Annotated in this window: 17 protein-coding genes and 2 tRNA genes; 15 read left to right on the top strand and 4 right to left on the bottom strand. The window is 56.6% G+C overall.

The window, feature by feature from the left end:
- The 14 genes from glmM (at window position 1) to FJW00_RS05290 (ending at window position 14388) form a co-directional block, all read left to right on the top strand.
- Window positions 1-1335, top strand: a complete 1335-nt coding sequence (gene glmM / locus FJW00_RS05355; RefSeq protein WP_140923228.1) for a phosphoglucosamine mutase — start codon at window positions 1-3, stop codon at window positions 1333-1335.
- A 217-nt stretch (window positions 1336-1552) separates the two neighbouring features.
- Window positions 1553-1891 (top strand): preprotein translocase subunit SecG, encoded by a 339-nt coding sequence (gene secG / locus FJW00_RS05350; RefSeq protein ID WP_009092412.1) that lies wholly within the window; start codon window positions 1553-1555, stop codon window positions 1889-1891.
- Window positions 1892-1928: 37 nt separating this feature from the next.
- A tRNA-Leu gene (locus FJW00_RS05345) sits at window positions 1929-2015 on the top strand.
- 59 nt (window positions 2016-2074) lie between these two features.
- A tRNA-Met gene (locus tag FJW00_RS05340) sits at window positions 2075-2151 on the top strand.
- Window positions 2152-2362: 211 nt separating this feature from the next.
- Entirely contained in the window at window positions 2363-2815 is a 453-nt protein-coding gene (gene rimP, locus FJW00_RS05335; protein WP_009092411.1) for a ribosome maturation factor RimP, read from the top strand.
- Between the two features lie 24 nt (window positions 2816-2839).
- A complete protein-coding gene (nusA, locus tag FJW00_RS05330; protein ID WP_009092410.1) occupies window positions 2840-4327 on the top strand; it encodes a transcription termination factor NusA in 1488 nt (495 codons plus the stop codon).
- A gap of 17 nt (window positions 4328-4344) precedes the next feature.
- Window positions 4345-7038, top strand: coding sequence for a translation initiation factor IF-2 (infB, locus tag FJW00_RS05325; RefSeq protein ID WP_009092409.1), 2694 nt, complete (start codon window positions 4345-4347; stop codon window positions 7036-7038).
- A gap of 65 nt (window positions 7039-7103) precedes the next feature.
- Complete coding sequence (gene rbfA / locus FJW00_RS05320) at window positions 7104-7511, top strand: 30S ribosome-binding factor RbfA (protein WP_009092407.1); 408 nt, start codon at window positions 7104-7106, stop codon at window positions 7509-7511.
- Complete coding sequence (gene truB, locus FJW00_RS05315) at window positions 7511-8455, top strand: tRNA pseudouridine(55) synthase TruB (RefSeq protein ID WP_009092406.1); 945 nt, start codon at window positions 7511-7513, stop codon at window positions 8453-8455. The genes rbfA and truB overlap by 1 nt, the downstream gene beginning before the upstream one ends.
- A gap of 132 nt (window positions 8456-8587) precedes the next feature.
- Window positions 8588-8857, top strand: coding sequence for a 30S ribosomal protein S15 (rpsO, locus tag FJW00_RS05310; RefSeq protein WP_003851063.1), 270 nt, complete (start codon window positions 8588-8590; stop codon window positions 8855-8857).
- Window positions 8858-9167: 310 nt separating this feature from the next.
- Window positions 9168-11303, top strand: a complete 2136-nt coding sequence (pnp, locus tag FJW00_RS05305; protein ID WP_058957631.1) for a polyribonucleotide nucleotidyltransferase — start codon at window positions 9168-9170, stop codon at window positions 11301-11303.
- 129 nt (window positions 11304-11432) lie between these two features.
- Window positions 11433-12317 carry a lipoprotein NlpI gene (nlpI, locus tag FJW00_RS05300; RefSeq protein ID WP_140923227.1) on the top strand — a complete coding sequence of 295 codons (885 nt, stop codon included), beginning with the start codon at window positions 11433-11435 and terminating at the stop codon, window positions 12315-12317.
- Window positions 12318-12422: 105 nt separating this feature from the next.
- Window positions 12423-12479 carry a protein YrbN gene (gene yrbN / locus FJW00_RS22715; protein WP_098053093.1) on the top strand — a complete coding sequence of 19 codons (57 nt, stop codon included), beginning with the start codon at window positions 12423-12425 and terminating at the stop codon, window positions 12477-12479.
- 16 nt (window positions 12480-12495) lie between these two features.
- Window positions 12496-14388, top strand: coding sequence for a DEAD/DEAH family ATP-dependent RNA helicase (locus tag FJW00_RS05290; RefSeq protein WP_140923226.1), 1893 nt, complete (start codon window positions 12496-12498; stop codon window positions 14386-14388).
- A gap of 55 nt (window positions 14389-14443) precedes the next feature.
- Here the strand turns inward: FJW00_RS05290 and FJW00_RS05285 are convergent, their stop codons facing one another.
- Window positions 14444-15190 (bottom strand): SDR family NAD(P)-dependent oxidoreductase, encoded by a 747-nt coding sequence (locus FJW00_RS05285; RefSeq protein WP_111207625.1) that lies wholly within the window; start codon window positions 15188-15190, stop codon window positions 14444-14446.
- Between the two features lie 173 nt (window positions 15191-15363).
- Between FJW00_RS05285 and FJW00_RS05280 the strand changes: the two genes are divergently transcribed.
- Window positions 15364-16284 (top strand): AraC family transcriptional regulator, encoded by a 921-nt coding sequence (locus FJW00_RS05280; protein WP_181405351.1) that lies wholly within the window; start codon window positions 15364-15366, stop codon window positions 16282-16284.
- Here the strand turns inward: FJW00_RS05280 and FJW00_RS05275 are convergent, their stop codons facing one another.
- The 3 genes from FJW00_RS05275 to ubiU form a co-directional block, all read right to left on the bottom strand.
- A complete protein-coding gene (locus FJW00_RS05275) occupies window positions 16285-17295 on the bottom strand; it encodes a luciferase-like monooxygenase (RefSeq protein ID WP_046101092.1) in 1011 nt (336 codons plus the stop codon).
- A 115-nt stretch (window positions 17296-17410) separates the two neighbouring features.
- Window positions 17411-18289, bottom strand: coding sequence for a U32 family peptidase (locus tag FJW00_RS05270; RefSeq protein WP_140923224.1), 879 nt, complete (start codon window positions 18287-18289; stop codon window positions 17411-17413).
- A 9-nt stretch (window positions 18290-18298) separates the two neighbouring features.
- Window positions 18299-19294, bottom strand: a complete 996-nt coding sequence (ubiU, locus tag FJW00_RS05265; protein WP_046101094.1) for a ubiquinone anaerobic biosynthesis protein UbiU — start codon at window positions 19292-19294, stop codon at window positions 18299-18301.
- Between the last annotated feature and the right edge of the window lie 164 nt (window positions 19295-19458).

Below are 19458 nucleotides of genomic sequence, written 5' to 3'. Positions count from 1 at the left end.
ATGAGTAATCGCAAATATTTCGGTACAGATGGCATTCGCGGCAAAGTCGGTGAAGCCCCTATTACCCCCGATTTCGTCCTGAAGCTGGGCTGGGCCGCCGGGAAAGTGCTGGCGCGCCACGGTTCAAAGAAGATCATCATCGGAAAAGATACGCGTATCTCAGGCTACATGCTGGAATCAGCGCTGGAAGCGGGGCTCGCCGCGGCGGGCCTGACGGCGGCCTTTACCGGCCCGATGCCGACCCCGGCCATTGCCTACCTGACCCGCACCTTCCGCGCCGAGGCGGGCATTGTGATCTCTGCCTCGCATAACCCGTTTGATGACAACGGCATTAAGTTCTTCTCTTCCGAAGGGACAAAGCTGCCGGATGATGTCGAGGAAGCGATTGAGCTGGAGATGGAGAAGCCGATTACCTGCGTGGAGTCTGCGCAGTTAGGCCGTGCCAGCCGCATCGTCGATGCCGCGGGACGTTACATCGAATTCTGTAAGGGCACTTTCCCCAGCGAACTCAATCTGAATGGCCTGAAAATTGTGGTCGACTGTGCCAACGGGGCCACCTACCACATCGCGCCGAATGTGCTGCGTGAGCTGGGGGCGACCGTGATTGCCATCGGTGTTCAGCCGGACGGCATGAACATCAACAAAGAGTGTGGGGCGACCGACCTCAAACTGCTGCAGCAGCGTGTTCTGGCAGAGAAGGCGGATATCGGCCTGGCCTATGATGGCGACGGCGATCGCATCATGATGATTGACCATCTGGGTGGCAAAGTGGACGGTGATCAGATCCTCTATATCATCGCGCGTGAAGCCCTGCGTCAGGGTCAGTTGCGCGGTGGCGTGGTCGGCACCCTGATGAGTAATATGGGCCTGGAGCTGGCACTGAAGCAGCTCGGCATCCCGTTTACCCGCGCCAAAGTGGGCGACCGCTATGTGCTGGAGAAGATGCAGGAGAAGGGCTGGCGTCTCGGCGCGGAGAACTCCGGTCACGTTATCCTGCTGGATAAAACCACCACCGGCGACGGTATCGTTGCAAGTTTGCAAGTACTTACTGCGATGGTGCGTAACCACATGAGCCTGCACGACCTCTGCAGCGGCATGAAGATGCTGCCACAGGTGCTGGTTAACGTCCGCTTTGCCGGTGAGCACGATCCGCTGCAAAGCGAGGCGGTCAAAGCCGCAACGGCAGAGGCGGAAAAAGCCCTGGCGGGGCGCGGACGCGTGTTACTGCGTAAGTCAGGCACTGAGCCGTTGATTCGGGTGATGGTTGAGGGCGAGGATGAGGCGAAGGTAACAGAGCTGGCTAATCTGATCGCCGACCAGGTCAAGGCGGTTTAAAACGCCTGCAGGCAGTTCGCAGCAGGCTGAACTGCCTGTAAAATCACCGGGATGGCGCTTTTTTCTGCAATCAGTTTAGGTGGTGAAAATTGCACTTGCAGAGCTATGCGCCTTTGGTTAGTATTCACACCCGCTTCTGATGGGTGATGACGAGACTCCCCATCAATACTGGCTGAAGCTTTAACTGTACGATTATCGTGCAAGGAACAGGTTGAATATGTACGAAGCTCTTTTAGTTGTTTTCCTTATTGTAGCGATCGCCCTCGTAGGCATGATCATGCTGCAGCAAGGCAAAGGCGCTGATATGGGAGCCTCATTCGGTGCAGGCGCATCCGGTACGGTGTTTGGTTCTTCGGGTTCAGGTAACTTCCTGACGCGCACAACTGGCATCTTAGCGGCTCTGTTCTTCATCATCAGCCTGGTTCTGGGTAATCTGAACAGCAATAAAGCCTCGAAAGGAAGCGAGTGGGAAAATCTTTCTGCGCCGGCGCAGTCTTCTCAACAGACTGAAAAGCCAGCTCAACCGGTTACACCGGGCAGCGATATTCCTAAGTAAGGTCGTCAACACAACGCATCGTTGTGGTCAGTGTAGTGCCGTGGTGGTGGAATTGGTAGACACGCTACCTTGAGGTGGTAGTGCCCGATTGGGCTTACGGGTTCAAGTCCCGTCCTCGGTACCAAATCGTAGTATCACTTGCATTTTATGCAGGTCTGGCGTAATATTCGCCACGTTTTCGGACGCGGGGTGGAGCAGCCTGGTAGCTCGTCGGGCTCATAACCCGAAGGTCGTCGGTTCAAATCCGGCCCCCGCAACCACTTTCCCTTTGAGTTATTTTTCAAATATACTGTGTGCATCGACGGACGCATTCACGGCTGATTTTTGAAAGAAAATTCTTTGGATGGAGTCCGGGCCGCATTGCGGCAGACAGGGTCCAGTGACTAAAAGCCCCGAATATTCGGGGTTTTTTGTTATTAGCGAATCGTAATACTGGGCTATAGGCCCTTTTTTTATGTCTTGGGGGTGGGCTTGTCCACATTAGAGCAAAAATTGACAGAGTTGGTATCGGCTCCGGTAGAAGCGCTGGGTTACGAACTGGTTGGTATTGAATTCGTTCGTAGTCGCACATCTATTCTGCGCATCTATATTGATAGTGAAGATGGCATCAATGTCGATGATTGCGCCGATGTCAGCCACCAGGTAAGCGCCGTAATGGATGTAGAAGATCCCATTACCGTGCCTTACAACCTTGAAGTCTCTTCACCGGGACTCGATCGTCCTCTGTTTACCGCAGAACACTACACCCGCTTTATGGGTGAGGAAGTGACTCTGGTGCTGCGTATGGCCGTTCAGAACCGCCGTAAATGGCAGGGAATCATCAAGTCAGTTGATGGCGAGATGATCACGGTGCATGTTGAGGGTAACGATGTAGTGTTCGCGCTGAGTAATATTCAGAAAGCGAACCTGGTCCCCCACTTTTAAAAGTCCGGATTGAGGCTAACCAGGATGAACAAAGAGATCTTAGCTGTTGTAGAAGCCGTTTCTAACGAAAAAGCCCTGCCGCGTGAGAAAATCTTCGAAGCGCTGGAGAGCGCGCTGGCGACTGCGACCAAGAAAAAGTACGAGCAGGAAATTGAGGTACGCGTCAGCATTGATCGCCGCAGTGGCGACTTCGATACTTTCCGCCGCTGGGAAATCGTAGAAGAGGTGACTCAGCCGACGCGCGAGATCACGCTGGATGCGGCCCGCTTCGAAGATGAAGCATTCAATCTGGGCGATTATGTCGAAGATCAGATTGAATCGGTCACCTTTGACCGTATCACCACCCAGACCGCTAAGCAGGTCATCGTGCAGAAAGTGCGCGAAGCTGAGCGCGCCATGGTGGTTGATCAGTTCCGTGAGCAGGAAGGCGAAATTATCACGGGCGTGGTGAAGAAAGTTAACCGCGACAATATCTCCCTCGACTTAGGCAACAATGCTGAAGCGGTCATTCTGCGCGAAGACATGCTGCCGCGTGAAAACTTCCGTCCAGGCGACCGTATCCGTGGCGTGCTCTACTCCGTTCGCCCGGAAGCGCGTGGCGCGCAGCTGTTCGTAACGCGTTCCAAACCGGAAATGCTGATCGAACTGTTCCGCATTGAGGTGCCAGAAATTGGCGAAGAACTGATTGAAATTAAAGCCGCTGCCCGCGATCCGGGTTCGCGTGCGAAAATTGCAGTCAAAACCAACGACAAACGTATCGATCCGGTGGGTGCCTGTGTGGGCATGCGCGGCGCGCGTGTTCAGGCTGTTTCCAGCGAACTGGGCGGCGAGCGTATCGATATCGTGCTCTGGGACGATAACCCGGCGCAGTTTGTTATCAACGCCATGGCCCCGGCCGATGTGGCGTCAATCGTGGTTGATGAAGATAACCACACCATGGATATCGCCGTCGAAGCTGGCAATCTGGCTCAGGCGATCGGCCGTAACGGCCAAAACGTGCGTCTGGCATCACAGCTGAGTGGCTGGGAGCTGAACGTGATGACCGTCGATGATCTGCAGGCTAAGCATCAGGCTGAAGCACATGCAGCGATCGATATGTTCACGAAACATCTCGACATCGACGAAGAGTTCGCCACCGTACTGGTGGAAGAGGGCTTCTCCTCGCTGGAAGAGCTGGCCTATGTGCCTATCAACGAGCTGCTGGAAGTCGACGGCCTCGACGAAGAGACCATTGAAGCCCTGCGTGAACGAGCAAAAAATGCGTTAACCACCCTGGCACTGGCGAAAGAAGAGAGCCTTGGTAATCAGGATCCTGCTGAGGACCTGCTGAACCTTGAAGGTCTCGATCGTGCGCTGGCGTTCCGCCTGGCGTCGAAAGGCGTTTGCACGCTGGAAGATCTCGCTGAGCAAGGTGTTGACGATCTGACGGATATTGAAGGCCTGTCTGATGAACAAGCCGGCGCGCTGATTATGGCCGCACGTAATATCTGCTGGTTCGGCGATGACGCGTAATAACAGGAAGGAACAGCATGACAGATGTAACCGTAAAATCGCTGGCCGCAGAAATTCAGACTCCGGTCGATCGCCTGGTACAGCAATTTGCTGATGCGGGGATCCCTAAGTCTGAAAATGACGCCGTGACCCAGCAAGAGAAAGAAACCTTACTATCTCATCTGAACCGTGAACACGGTCAGGTCGGTTCAGCTAAGCTGACGCTGCAGCGTAAAACGCGCAGCACCTTGAATATTCCAGGCACCGGGGGTAAAAGTAAATCGGTGCAAATTGAAGTCCGCAAAAAGCGTACCTATGTGAAGGGTGATGCAGAGGCTGAGCAAGCTCAGGCAGAAGCTGAAGCCGAGGCGCAGCGTGAAGCGGAAGAGCAGGCGCAACGCGAGGCTGAAGAGAAAGCCCGTCGCGAAGCTGAACAGAAAGCGCAACGTGAAGCCGAAGATAAAGCCAGGCGCGAAGCCGCTGAGAAGGCCAAACGTGCAGCAGCGGAAAATGACAAAGTGACAAATCAACCTACCGACGAAGTGACCAGGGCTGCGCAGTCTGACAAAGCCCGTCGCGAAGCTGAAGCAGCTGAACTGAAGCGTAAAGCTGAAGAAGAAGCTCGCCGTAAGCTCGAAGAGGCGGCCCGCCTCGTAGCCGAAGAAGCCCGCCGTCTGGCTGAAGAGAAATCAGCCGAGTGGGAAAAGCCGGAAGAAGAGGATAAAGGCGACTATCACGTCACCACTTCAACCCATGCCCGTCAGGCGGAAGATGAAAACGACCGTCAGGTAGAAGCTGGCCGTGCGCGTGCGCGTACCACGGCGAAAGCAACGCGTCCGGCGAAAAAAGGCAACAAACATTCCGAAGCGAAAACTGACCGCGAAGAAGCGCGTGCACAGGTTCGTGGCGGTAAAGGTGGCAAACATCGTAAACCAAGCGCACTGCAGCAGGGCTTCAACAAACCCGCTCAGGCCGTGAACCGCGATGTTGTGATTGGCGAAACCATCACCGTAGCCGAACTGGCGAACAAAATGGCGGTGAAAGGTTCTCTGGTCATTAAAGCGATGATGAAAATGGGCGCGATGGCGACCATTAATCAGGTCATCGACCAGGAAACCGCACAGCTCGTCGCAGAAGAGATGGGCCACAAAGTGACCCTGCGTCGTGAAAACGAGCTGGAAGAGGCGGTAATGGACGATCGTGACACCGATGCCGCGCAGGAAGCTCGCGCGCCGGTGGTTACCATCATGGGTCACGTTGACCACGGTAAAACCTCACTGCTGGACTATATCCGCTCGACCAAAATCGCCTCTGGCGAAGCGGGCGGCATTACTCAGCACATCGGTGCTTACCACGTTGAAACCGACAACGGTATGATCACCTTCCTGGACACCCCGGGCCACGCCGCGTTTACCGCGATGCGTGCACGTGGTGCGCAGGCGACCGATATCGTTATCCTGGTCGTTGCCGCAGACGATGGCGTGATGCCTCAGACCATCGAAGCTATCCAGCACGCCAAAGCGGCCAAAGTGCCGGTTGTGGTTGCGGTGAACAAGTGCGATAAGCCAGAAGCGGATCCGGATCGCGTTAAAAACGAACTGACCCAGTACGGAATCATTCCGGAAGAGTGGGGCGGCGAAAACATGTTCGTTAATGTCTCTGCGAAAGCGGGTACCGGCATTGATGACCTGCTTAACGCTATCCTGCTGCAGGCGGAAGTCCTGGAGCTGACGGCTATCCGTGCCGGTATGGCGAGCGGCGTGGTTATCGAATCGTTCCTCGACAAAGGTCGTGGTCCGGTTGCAACCGTGCTGGTTCGTGAAGGTACGCTGAACAAAGGCGACATCGTCCTGTGTGGCTTCGAATATGGCCGTGTTCGTGCAATGCGCGATGAACTGGGTCGCGAAGTCATGGAAGCGGGTCCGTCTATCCCGGTTGAGATTCTGGGCCTCTCCGGCGTGCCGGCTGCGGGTGATGAAGCGACCGTGGTACGTGACGAGAAGAAAGCACGCGAAGTGGCGCTCTATCGTCAGGGCAAATTCCGCGAAGTTAAACTGGCTCGCCAGCAGAAATCTAAGCTTGAGAACATGTTTGCCAACATGACCGAAGGCGAAGTGTCTGAACTGAACATCGTTCTGAAAGCGGACGTTCAGGGTTCTGTGGAAGCGATCTCCGACTCCCTGCAGAAACTCTCTACCGACGAAGTGAAGGTGAAGATTGTCGGTTCAGGCGTGGGCGGGATCACCGAGACCGATGCGACCCTGGCGGCTGCTTCTAACGCCATCATCCTGGGCTTCAACGTGCGTGCCGATGCCTCTGCGCGTCGCGTCATTGACGCAGAAAGCCTGGATCTGCGCTACTACTCCGTCATCTATAACCTGATTGACGAAGTAAAAGCGGCGATGAGCGGTATGCTGGCACCAGAGTACAAACAGCAGATCATCGGTCTGGCTGCGGTCCGCGACGTGTTCAAATCACCGAAGTTTGGCGCGATTGCCGGTTGTATGGTGACGGAAGGTAACATCAAGCGTCACAACCCAATCCGTGTCCTGCGTGATAACGTGGTGATTTACGAAGGCGAGCTGGAATCCCTGCGTCGCTTTAAAGATGACGTTAACGAAGTGCGTAACGGCATGGAGTGCGGTATCGGCGTGAAGAACTACAACGACGTTCGCGTTGGCGATATGATCGAAGTGTTTGAAATCATCGAAATTAAACGCACCATCGAGTAATCGACTGCTGATGTGTTGCAATTTGGGAGGCCTCTGGCCTCCCGAATTATTTGGGAGAAATAATGATGGCGAAAGAATTTGGTCGCCCGCAGCGCGTATCACAAGAGCTGCAAAAAGAGATTGCGATGATCCTGCAGCGTGAGATCAAAGATCCGCGTCTGGGCATGATGGTCACCGTATCAGGCGTTGAAGTGTCACGCGATCTCGCCTACGCAAAAGTGTTCGTCACTTTCCTGAATGACCAGGATGAGGACGCGGTAAAACAGGGTCTGAAAGCGCTGAAAGAAGCGTCAGGCTACATCCGCATTCTGCTGGGTAAAGCGATGCGTCTGCGTATCGTGCCGGAGCTGACGTTCTTCTACGACAACTCCCTGGTTGAAGGGATGCGCATGTCCAATCTCGTCACAAGCGTCGTGAAAAACGATGCCGAGCGCCGTGGCTCTGACGCCACCGGCGATGACGAGGAGGCGTAATGAGTCGTCCGCGTCGTCGCGGCCGCGACGTCCATGGCGTGTTGCTGCTGGATAAGCCGCAAGGCGTCTCGTCGAACGATGTCCTGCAGAAGGTGAAGCGTATCTTTAACGCTAACCGCGCAGGCCATACCGGCGCGCTTGACCCGCTGGCAACCGGCATGCTGCCGATCTGCCTGGGTGAAGCGACCAAGTTTTCACAGTATCTGCTGGATTCCGACAAGCGCTACCGCGTGATTGCGCGGCTGGGTGAGCGGACCGACACGTCAGATGCCGATGGCAACCTCGTTCAGACACGTCCGGTCACCTTCAGTCAGGCCGACCTCGACAGCGCGCTGGAGAGCTTCCGCGGTGAGACTCTGCAGGTGCCCTCAATGTTTTCGGCGCTGAAGCATCAGGGACGTCCCCTGTATGAATATGCGCGTCAGGGCATTGAGATTGCGCGTGAACCGCGTCCAATCACGGTCTACGAACTGCAGTTTATTCGCTGGCAGGATAACGAGCTGGAGCTGGAAATTCACTGCTCGAAAGGCACCTATATCCGCAGCATCATTGACGATCTCGGTGAGAAGCTGGGATGCGGAGCGCATGTCATCATGCTGCGTCGCGTTCAGGTTGCCCGTTATCCGTATGAAAGGATGGTGACGCTGGAACAGCTCAACAGCCTGCTGGCGGAAGCGACAGAAGCCGGCATTCCTCTGGAAACGCAGCTCGATCCGCTGCTGTTGCCAATGGACAGTCCTGCGTCCGATTTCCCGGAAGTGAACATCCCGCCTGCCGTGGCTGCATTTTTCCGCCAGGGTCAGCCGGTTCAGGCCAGTCAGGCGCCCGCGCAGGGGCTGGTCAGGGTGTCCGAAGGTGAGGCGCGTAAGTTCATCGGGATGGCTGAAATTGCCGACGATGGCCGTCTGGCACCCCGTCGCTTAGTCGTGGAGTATCAGGATTAAGTCGTGCCTTCACTTTTCGCTGATGGGGCATTTGCGTTGCTATCGGGCGCAGAGTAGAATAGCGCGGCTTTAAAAGCGGGATGCTGAATTAGAGATCGGCACCCATACATTCATTTTATACCGGAGTTTATTATGTCTCTAAGCGTAGAAGCTAAAGCAGAGATCGTTGCTAAATATGGCCGTGGTGCTAACGACAGCGGTTCAACTGAAGTTCAGGTTGCCCTGCTGACCGCGCAGATCACCCATCTGCAGGGTCACTTCTCTGAGCACAAAAAAGACCACCACAGCCGTCGCGGTCTGCTGCGCATGGTATCTCAGCGTCGTAAGCTGCTGGACTACCTGAAGCGTAAAGACGTTGCGCGCTACAGCAGCCTGATCGAAAGCCTCGGTCTGCGTCGCTAAGTCTGAAAAATCGGGTCGTCAGGGCGTCATGCAGCGATTAACGCGGCGTGCAGCAGACGATCAGATTTGTGCGAGTTTCATGAAAAGGGGGCCTTTATGGCCCCTTTTTTTGAGCAATCGGCAGCAATCCGGGCCAAACTGATGTATTGTTGCTTAGTGTGATCTTTAGTTTGCAGAATTTCGCGCGGCTAATGAGAGGCTTTACCGCAGGGGCGGTCGAGGGTTGTCATTAGTCGCGAGGATGCAGCTGGAGATTGGTAATCAATGGCGGGCTACAGATAGCCTTGCCCCGAAGTTAAGGACTTTGATTTTGCTGAATCCGATCGTACGCAAATTCCAATATGGTCAACATACCGTCACGCTGGAAACCGGCATGATGGCGCGCCAGGCAACTGCTGCTGTTATGGTGAGCATGGACGATACCGCGGTGTTCGTCACTGTCGTCGGCCAGAAAAAAACTAAACCCGGTCAGGACTTCTTCCCACTGACCGTGAACTATCAGGAGCGTACCTACGCTGCTGGTCGTATCCCAGGCAGCTTCTTCCGTCGTGAAGGCCGCCCAAGCGAAGGCGAAACGCTGATTGCGCGTCTGATTGACCGCCCGATTCGTCCGCTGTTCCCGGAAGGTTTCGTTAACGAAGTTCAGGTCATTGCGACCGTGGTTTCTGTAAACCCACAGGTTCATCCTGATATCGTTGCTATGATCGGTGCTTCTGCCGCGCTGTCACTCTCGGGTCTGCCGTTCAATGGCCCAATCGGTTCTGCGCGTGTTGGTTACATCAACGATCAATACGTTCTGAACCCGACAGCGGATGAGCTGAAACAGTCTCGTCTGGACCTGGTGGTTGCCGGTACGCAGAATGCCGTTCTGATGGTGGAATCTGAAGCTGAGATCCTGTCAGAAGAGCAGATGCTGGGCGCCGTGGTCTTTGGCCACGATCAGCAGCAGGTGGTTATTGAAAACATCAACGCGCTGGTTGCTGAAGCGGGCAAACCACGCTGGGACTGGCAGCCAGAAGCCGCCAACACCCCACTGATTTCACGCGTTGCTGCACTGGCAGAAGCGCGCATCAGCGATGCTTACCGCATCACCGACAAGCAGGAGCGTTACACGCAGGTTGGCGTCATCAAAGACGAAACCATTGCTGCGCTGCTGGCTGAAGATGAGACGCTGGATAGCGCTGAAATCAGCGACATCGTCCATAGCCTGGAAAAGAACGTTGTTCGTACCCGTATCCTGAACGGCGAGCCGCGTATCGATGGCCGCGAAAAGGATATGATCCGTGGTCTGGACGTGCGTACTGGCGTGCTGCCACGTACTCACGGTTCATCCCTGTTCACCCGTGGTGAGACGCAGGCGCTGGTAACAGCAACGCTGGGTACCACCCGCGATGCGCAGAACCTGGATGAGCTGATGGGCGAGCGCACTGACAGCTTCCTGTTCCACTACAACTTCCCTCCGTACTCTGTCGGTGAAACCGGCATGGTCGGTTCGCCGAAGCGTCGTGAAATTGGTCACGGTCGTCTGGCGAAACGCGGTGTGTTAGCGGTTATGCCAAAGGCGGAAGATTTCCCTTACACCGTGCGTGTGGTGTCTGAAATCACCGAATCTAACGGCTCCTCTTCAATGGCCTCTGTCTGCGGTGCCTCACTGGCGCTGATGGACGCGGGTGTGCCAATCAAAGCCGCTGTTGCAGGTATTGCAATGGGTCTGGTGAAAGAAGATGAGAAGTTTGTTGTTCTGTCTGACATCCTGGGCGACGAAGATCACCTGGGCGACATGGACTTCAAAGTAGCCGGTAGCCGTGAAGGTATCACCGCGCTGCAGATGGACATCAAAATCGAAGGCATCACGCGTGAAATCATGCAGGAAGCGCTGAACCAGGCTAAGGGTGCGCGTCTGCACATCCTGGGCGTTATGGAACAGGCTATCAGCACGCCACGTACTGAGATTTCTGAATTCGCACCGCGCATTTACACCATCAAGATCAGCTCTGACAAGATCAAAGATGTGATTGGTAAAGGCGGCTCAGTGATCCGTGCACTGACCGAAGAAACCGGCACAACGATCGAAATCGAAGATGACGGCACCGTGAAAATCGCTGCGACCGATGGTCTGAAAGCGAAAGAAGCGATCCGTCGTATCGAAGAGATTACCGCAGAGATCGAAGTGGGCCGCATTTACAGTGGTAAAGTGACCCGTATCGTTGACTTCGGTGCCTTCGTCGCCATCGGCGGTGGTAAAGAAGGTCTGGTTCACATTTCACAAATCGCCGATAAGCGCGTTGAGAAAGTGACTGACTATCTGCAGATGGGTCAGGAAGTGCCGGTTAAGGTGATGGAAGTCGATCGCCAGGGCCGCGTACGTCTGAGCATCAAAGAAGCGACAGAATCTAAGCCGCAGGCTGAAGAAGCTGCAGCGGTGACCACACCTGCCGCTGAATAAGTCGTTGCTGATTTGCCCCTCTTTGCCTGGCAGAGAGGGGCGTTTGTGTCATCGCGAGGGCGGGAATCCTTGTGCACAGCAGGCGGATGACAGGATGGTTATCCCAATGTTTGTATTCGGGAGTGGGAAATGAAGCCTTTTCTGCGCTGGTGTTTTGTTGCGACAGCTTTAACGCTGGCAGGATGCAGCAACTCCAATTGGCGTAAGAACGAAGTTCTTGCAGTGCCGTTACAGCCCACACTGCAGCAGGAAGTGATACTGGCGCGCATGGAACAAATACTTGCCAGTCGCGCTCTCACCGATGATGAACGCGCACAGCTGTTATATGAGCGCGGAGTGTTGTATGATAGTTTAGGTCTGCGGGCATTAGCGCGGAACGATTTTTCGCAAGCGCTGTCTATAAGACCAGATATGCCCGAAGTGTTTAACTACTTAGGCATATATTTAACGCAGGCGGGCAACTTTGATGCCGCCTATGAAGCGTTCGATTCTGTACTTGAGCTTGATCCAACTTACAACTATGCGCATTTAAACCGTGGTATCGCCCTCTATTACGGCGGTCGATACAAGTTAGCGCAAGATGATCTGCTGGCGTTTTATCAAGACGATCCTAACGATCCTTTCCGCAGTCTGTGGCTCTATCTGGCTGAACGTGAGATGGATGCCGACAAGGCAAAAGTCGCGCTTCAACAGCGTCATGACAAAGCGGTCAGAGACCAATGGGGATGGAATATTGTCGAGTTCTACCTTGGAGATATCAACGAGAAAACGTTGATGGAAAGTCTCAAGGCGGACGCAACGGATAACACCTCGCTCGCTGAACATCTCAGTGAAACCAACTTCTATTTAGGTAAGTACTACCTAAGTCTGGGGGAGAAGGACGACGCGAAAGCGTTGTTCAAACTGGCGGTGGCCAACAACGTCAATAACTTTGTTGAACACCGATACGCATTGTTGGAACTGGCGCAACTCGGCCAGACACAAGACGATTTATCAGAATCTGACCAGCAATAGCTGACGAACTAAATTTGCCCGTAACACCTGTAAAGTCATCATCTTCAGGGATGAGGGCTTTTCTGTTCGTCAAAACTTCTAATTTGAGCCGGTTCACACTTTTTGATGAAAATGACTGAAAGTTTTCACGACGAGTTATGTAGACTGGCCGCCGCAATCTAAGAGGCACGTGTACTACATGACTGATATTCAAACCACTTTTGCTGACCTTGGCCTGAACGCCGACATCCTTGAATCACTGAATGGCATGGGCTACGTAAAGCCTTCCCCAATCCAGGCTGAGTGTATTCCTCACCTGCTGGCGGGCCGTGACGTGTTAGGTATGGCGCAGACCGGGAGTGGTAAAACTGCGGCGTTCTCTCTGCCGCTGTTAAACAACATTGACCCTTCTGTAAAAGCACCTCAGATCCTGGTGCTGGCACCGACCCGCGAACTGGCGGTTCAGGTTGCTGAAGCTGTCACCGAATTCTCTAAACACATGCGTGGCCTGAACGTGGTTGCCCTGTACGGCGGCCAGCGTTATGACGTGCAGCTGCGTGCACTGCGTCAGGGACCACAGGTTGTTGTGGGTACGCCTGGCCGTCTGCTGGACCACCTGAAACGCGGCACGTTAGACCTTTCTAACCTGCGCGGCCTGGTGCTGGACGAAGCGGACGAAATGCTGCGTATGGGCTTCATCGAAGACGTTGAAACCATCATGGCGCAGATCCCGGAAGGTCATCAGACCGCTCTGTTCTCTGCCACCATGCCAGAAGCGATTCGTCGTATCACGAAACGCTTCATGAAAGATCCACAGGAAGTGCGTATTCAGTCAAGCCTGACCACGCGTCCTGACATCAGCCAGAGCTACTGGACCGCTTACGGTCGTAAAACTGACGCACTGGTTCGCTTCCTGGAAGCGGAAGATTTTGATGCGGCGATTATCTTCGTACGTACCAAAAACGCGACCCTGGAAGTTGCAGAAGCGCTGGAGCGCAGTGGCTACAACAGCGCCGCGCTGAACGGTGACATGAACCAGGCACTGCGTGAGCAGACGCTGGAGCGCCTGAAAGATGGTCGTCTCGACATCCTGATTGCGACTGACGTTGCGGCCCGTGGCCTGGACGTTGAGCGCATCAGCCTGGTTGTTAACTACGACATCCCGATGGATGCAGAATCTTACGTTCACCGTATCGGCCGTACCGGTCGTGCCGGTCGTGCTGGCCGCGCGCTGCTGTTCGTTGAGAACCGCGAGCGTCGTCTGCTGCGCAACATCGAACGTACAATGAAGCTGACTATTCCGGAAGTTGAACTGCCTAACGCAGAGCTGCTGGGTCAGCGTCGTCTGGCGAAGTTTGCCGCGAAAGTTCAGCAGCAGCTGGAAAGCAGCGATCTGGATCAGTACCGTGCTCTGCTGACTAAAATGCAGCCAGAAGACGAACTGGATCTGGAAACGCTGGCCGCGGCACTGCTGAAGATGGCACAGGGCGAACGTCCTCTGATTCTGCCACCGGAAGCGCCACGTCCGCCACGTCGTGAATACCGCGATCGTGACGATCGTGATGGCCGTCGTGACAGCCGCGAAGCGCGTGGTCCACGTGACAGCCGCGATGGCGACCGTCCACGTCGCGAACGTCGTGACGTTGGCGAGATGCAGCTCTACCGCATCGAAGTGGGTCGCGATGATGGTGTTGAAGTTCGTCATATCGTTGGCGCGATCGCTAACGAAGGCGACATCAGCAGCCGTTACATCGGTAACATCAAGCTGTTCGGTAACCACTCGACTATCGAGCTGCCGAAAGGCATGCCAGGCGATGTGCTGCAGCACTTCACCCGTACACGTATTCTGAACAAGCCGATGAATATGCAGTTACTGGGTGATGCTCAGCCAAACGAAGGTCGTGGTGACCGTCGTCCGGCCGCTGGCGATCGTCGTAATGGCCCAGGCGCTGGCAACCGTGAAGGTGGTCGTCGTTTCTCTTCTGAGCGCCGTGACGGTGGTCGTGAAGGCGGTCGCAGCTTTAACCGCGAAGGCGGCCGTGGTCCACGTCGTGAAGATGGCGCAGCCGCACCACGTCGTCGTGACGCATAACGACTTCATGTCGTAACAAAAAGGGAAGCCACTGGCTTCCCTTTTTTTATGCCGATCAGGCTCCGCCGCTGATGATGACGCGCTCGCCGCTGACCCAGGCGGACTCCTCCGAGGCCAGAAACAGCGCCACCTGTGCCACATCTTCCGGCAGACCAAAGCGCCCCAGCGGCGTGGCGGCCAGCAGTTGCGCTTTAAGCTGCGGGCTCATCCTCTTCGCCGCCAGCAATCCCTCTGTCAGAATCATTCCCGGTGCCAGGGCGTTAACCCGAATGTTTCTGGCACCCAGTTCGCGCGCCAGCCCCTGTGTCAGGGTATCCACCGCGCCCTTGGTCGCCGCCCAGAGCACGGAACCCGGCGTGCTGTTCTGGCTGCTCAGGGCGCTGAGGTTGATAAGGGTGCCGCCGTGGGCAGGAAAGTGATGAATCGCCTGCTGACAGACTAGCAGCGTGCCAAGCAGGTTAACGTTGATCTGCTGCTGCATCTCCTCCTGGGTCAGCGCCTCAAAAGCGCCGTGATGAAAGCGGCCCGCGTTATTCACCACAATATCTGGCGCGCCGAAACAGGCGACGGTGGTTGCAAACAGCCGTTCCACGTCCTGCTGCACAGAGATATCCGCCTGCACCGCCACCGCGTCACTGCCCAGGGCAAGAATGTCGCTGACCACGTCAGCCGCACCCACCTCGTCCTGTTGATAATTGACGATTACCCGTGCGCCCGCCGTCGCAAAGGCGATGGCGATAGCAGCACCAATGCCTTTTGATGCTCCCGTTACCAGCGCGATTTTATTCTGTAGTGCCTTCATTATCCTGATCTCCGCCGTAATGATTGCGTTGACAGACTATGCGCGCCGGTGACCCATCCGGGTAGCGCAATCCTGCAAGCTTTTTGCCCGATCCTGCAAAAGTGTCGCTGCGACACAGGCATGGCGCACCGGCTCAGGTAATATCGGCTGAGATAATGAAGGGAGATGACCCGGTGACAGAGAATGATACGTGGCAGGCGCTGGCCCGGTTGATTGCGCGGCATGCGCCGGAGGATGGACGGCACGCGAGTGCCATTGACTACCTGTTCTTTGGGCGCAGCTCTGCACCGACAAAGCCCGCGCACTTTGCCCAATGGGCCAGTTTCGCGCTGGTCGCACAGGGCGGCAAGGCGCTGCACATCGGTGATGAGGTGCTGCATTATGGCCCGGGCGATCTGCTGCTGGTGACGCTGGACATGCCGGTGCGCGCCTGCGTCACGGTCGCCACGCCGGAAAAACCTAACCTGGGGATTGGCATCGCCATCAATGAATCCCGGCTGATGCGCTACCTCGACCAGTTTCCTCCGACGCTGTCACCCGCTACGGCCCGCAACGAACGCGGCATTACCGTGCACAAGATGTCGCCGTGGCTGGTGGAAGCGGTAACGCGGCTGGTGCGGCTGCTTGACCATCCTGAGGATATCCCGGCGCTCGCCCCGCTGATCGAGCAGGAGATTTTCTACCGGCTGCTGACCGGACCGGAAGGATCGCGCATTCTGAATATGGCGCTGGCTGAGCGGCCGGGTAACCGGGTGGCGCAGGCGGCCCGCTGGCTGCGGGAGAATTTTCATCAGCCGCTGAAGATTGACCAGCTCGCCAGCAGTGTCGGCATGAGCATCTCTTCGCTGCATCATCACTTCAAAGCGGTCACGGCAATGACGCCGATGCAGTATCAGAAACAGCTGCGGCTGAATGAGGCGCGACGGCTGATGATGGTGGAAAAGCTGGATGCCGGGACGGCAGGCTATCGGGTAGGTTATCAGAGTGCGTCACAGTTCAGCCGGGAGTATCGCCGCCTTTACGGGCAATCCCCGGCCAGGGACAGTCGTCAGCTGGCGGTGAGCGCAGAGACTGTGCCCCCACCGCAGAACTGACTACAGGCTGCTGGCCGCTTCCATCGCAATGGCGAAGGAGCGCAGGCGCGCCGCGGAGTCAAAAATCTGGCCGTTGACCATGATCTCATCCGCCTGGGTTTCACGCATCAGTGACGCCAGCCCGTGGCGCACCTTATCCCCATCGCCGACCAGCGACATGCTGAGCGCCTGCTGAACCCCATACTGCTCTGACGGTGACCAGAGGTTATCCATGTTCTCAACCGGTGCCGGTAACGGGCCCGGTTTGCCGCGGCGCAGGTTGATAAACTGCTGCTGCTGCGAGGTAAACAGGAAGCGTGCCTCACGCTCGCTGTCAGCGGCGACCACGTTGATGCAGACCATGGCATACGGCTTGTCGAGTCGCGCCGAGGGCTGGAAGTTTTCGCGGTAGACGTGCAGCGCCTGGAACAGCTGATCCGGCGCAAAATGTGAGGCGAAGGCAAACGGCAGACCCATCCGGGCTGACAGTTGCGCACTGTAGAGGCTGGAGCCGAGCAGCCAGACCGGGATCTTCAGGCCGAGGCCCGGCACCGGTTGCACCGGCGGCTGTGCATCCGCTTCCGCATCAAACCAGTTAATCAGTTCAGCCACATCTTCAGGAAAGGTGTCGGCGTGCATGCTGGCCTGATGACGACGCAGCGCCATCATCGTACGCTGGTCAGAGCCGGGTGCACGACCCAGGCCGAGATCGATACGGCCGGGATAGAGAGAAGCCAGTGTGCCAAACTGCTCGGCAATCACCAGCGGCGCATGGTTAGGCAGCATGATGCCGCCCGATCCCAGCTGCAGCGTCTCGGTATTGGCCGCCAGATAGCCGATCAGCACCGACGTCGCAGCACTGGCAATCCCCGTCATGTTGTGATGTTCAGCCAGCCAGTAGCGTTGGTAGCCCAGTTTTTCAGCCTGACGCGCCAGCGCCAGCGAATTGTGGAACGCATCCCGCGCGGTCGCACCCTGAGGGATCGGCGCGAGATCCAGCACGGACAGGCGAAGAGGTTTTTTATCAGACATGACTACTCCCGTTGTATGGCGCAGGCATTAAAGTCTGCATCATTTAGTATTACGCATCATTCCTTATATTAAAACTGCTAACCTCAGCAGGAATATAGCCGGTATGTGCTTTTACTCAGGATGCCAGCGTCATACCCGCCAGTTTGCGCCAGTAACCATTGCAATCGCAGCCTTTCGCGACCATTAACGGAGCCTGACCATTCTCGTTGGCCCGGAAACGATCTATCTCTGCCAGCGTGGTGCTGTCCTGCGGAGAGAGCCGGACGCAGTCGACCCACTCCCGCATCCCCGCCAGATCGTTCCCCAGGTTGTAACAGTAGCCGCTCATGGTCTGAATGCCGTTGAGCACGAACACCGGCTGCCCCTCCTGCGAGCTGACGCGGCGGCCTGTCGGATAGTTGATGCAGCAGGTTTCGCAATCGTCCTTCGCGCGGTTTTCCGAGCGGGCGGTAAAGCAGCGCGCCGAGAGCGCCAGCGGCAGATGACCGTAGCCCATCACCTCCACCTCAAACTGCTGCCGGATACCGCGCGTTTCGCACTGTTCCAGCAGCTGCAGCAGCCAGTCGCGTGACATCTCGACCGGCATACACCAGCGCGTCATCCCCTCCCTGACCAGCAGTTGCAGGGTGTCAGCGTTGTAGACGTTCAGCGTCGGGCCTGCCACAAAGGGCAGGTGGCGCTCAGCGACCATGTTAACCGTGCCGATATCATTCGCTTCAATCAGGAACTCGCCGTTTTCGACATAACGCTGCAGCTCTTTCAGTTCAGAGGGGGACTGCAGCAGCGCCAGGGTGCTCAGCACCACCTGTTTGCCGCTGGCCGCGGCGTCACGGGCCATCTCCATCCAGCGGCCATAAGGCGTCGCGCGGCGTTTACTGCACACCGCTTCGCCGAGGTAAATAATCTCCGCGCTACTGCGGGCAGCCTGCTGGTAAAACTCCTCCAGCGTAGGGGTTGGCCAGTACCAGAGCACCGGCCCGACGGCATATTGCATCATGACTCCTTATTGCCATTCACGGTGATAAGCACCCAGCGTGGTTTGCGTGCCTTCAGAGAGATCGCCCAGCGTCTGCATCCACCGGGGCGCCACCTCAAACTGTTCCGGCCGGGCCTGACAGCGGTCGATCGCCTGACGCCAGACGCGCGCGACATCAGCAACATAGGCGGGACTGCGCTGGCGACCCTCGATCTTGACCGAGGCGACCCCGGCCCGCAGCAGCTCCGGCAGCAGCTCCAGCGTGTTCAGGCTGGTGGGCTCTTCCAGCACGTGATAACGCTGGCCGCTGACCTCATACCGTCCTTTGCACAGGGTCGGGTAACCCGCGCTTTCATCCGCCGCGTAGCGATCGATCAGCACTTCGTTCAGGCGAGATTCCATGCCCTGCGGCGTCTGCTGCCAGCGCACAAATTTCGCCGGAGAACAGGCACCGGCGCTGTTAGGCGACTCACCGGTCAGCCACGAGGAGAGGTAGCAGCGGCCTTCCGCCATAATGCACAGGCTGCCAAACGCGAACACCTCCAGCGGCACCGGCGTGCTGCGCGCCAGCTGCTTTACCTGATGCAGAGAGAGCACCCGCGGCAGCACCACACGCTGCAGGTTAAAATGGCGATGATAAAAGCGAATCGCCTCCAGATTGGTGGCTGACGCCTGCACGGAGAGATGGCGCTCCACCTGGGGATAGTGCGTCGCCGCATACTCCAGGGTAGCGATATCGGCGAGGATCAGCGCGTCGGCCCCGTTCTGCGCCGCCACATCAATGGCCCGCTGCCAGCGTCCCATGCCGTCAGGATGGGCGAAGGTATTGATTGCCACATGCAGTTTGCGGCGATGCTGATGCAGATAGCGAGCCGCTTCGGCCAGCTTTTTGTCGGTGAAGTTCAGGCCCGCGAAGTGGCGGGCGTTGGTGTCATCTTTCAGCCCCACATAGACCGCATCCGCGCCATTCTCGACGGCGGTGCGCACTGCGGGCAGGTTGCCTGCCGGGCAGAGCAGTTCCATAGGTGTTCCTCTCAACATGCAGATGGGCGTCGAGTCTAGGCATCTGCGCCGGGAGGCGTATTGATTTGGGGCAGTGAATTTTTCGTTCCTCCCCACCGGCGCGGCTTTTTTTTCCTGCCGGGAGCGCGATTTTTATTGATCCCGGATGAGGTGTGGCGAAACGG

The organism is Pantoea anthophila, from assembly GCF_006494375.1.
GTDB classification, from domain to species: domain Bacteria; phylum Pseudomonadota; class Gammaproteobacteria; order Enterobacterales; family Enterobacteriaceae; genus Pantoea; species Pantoea anthophila.
Note: the sequence above shows the minus strand (reverse complement) of the source record. Positions and strands in the feature narration are given on the sequence as shown.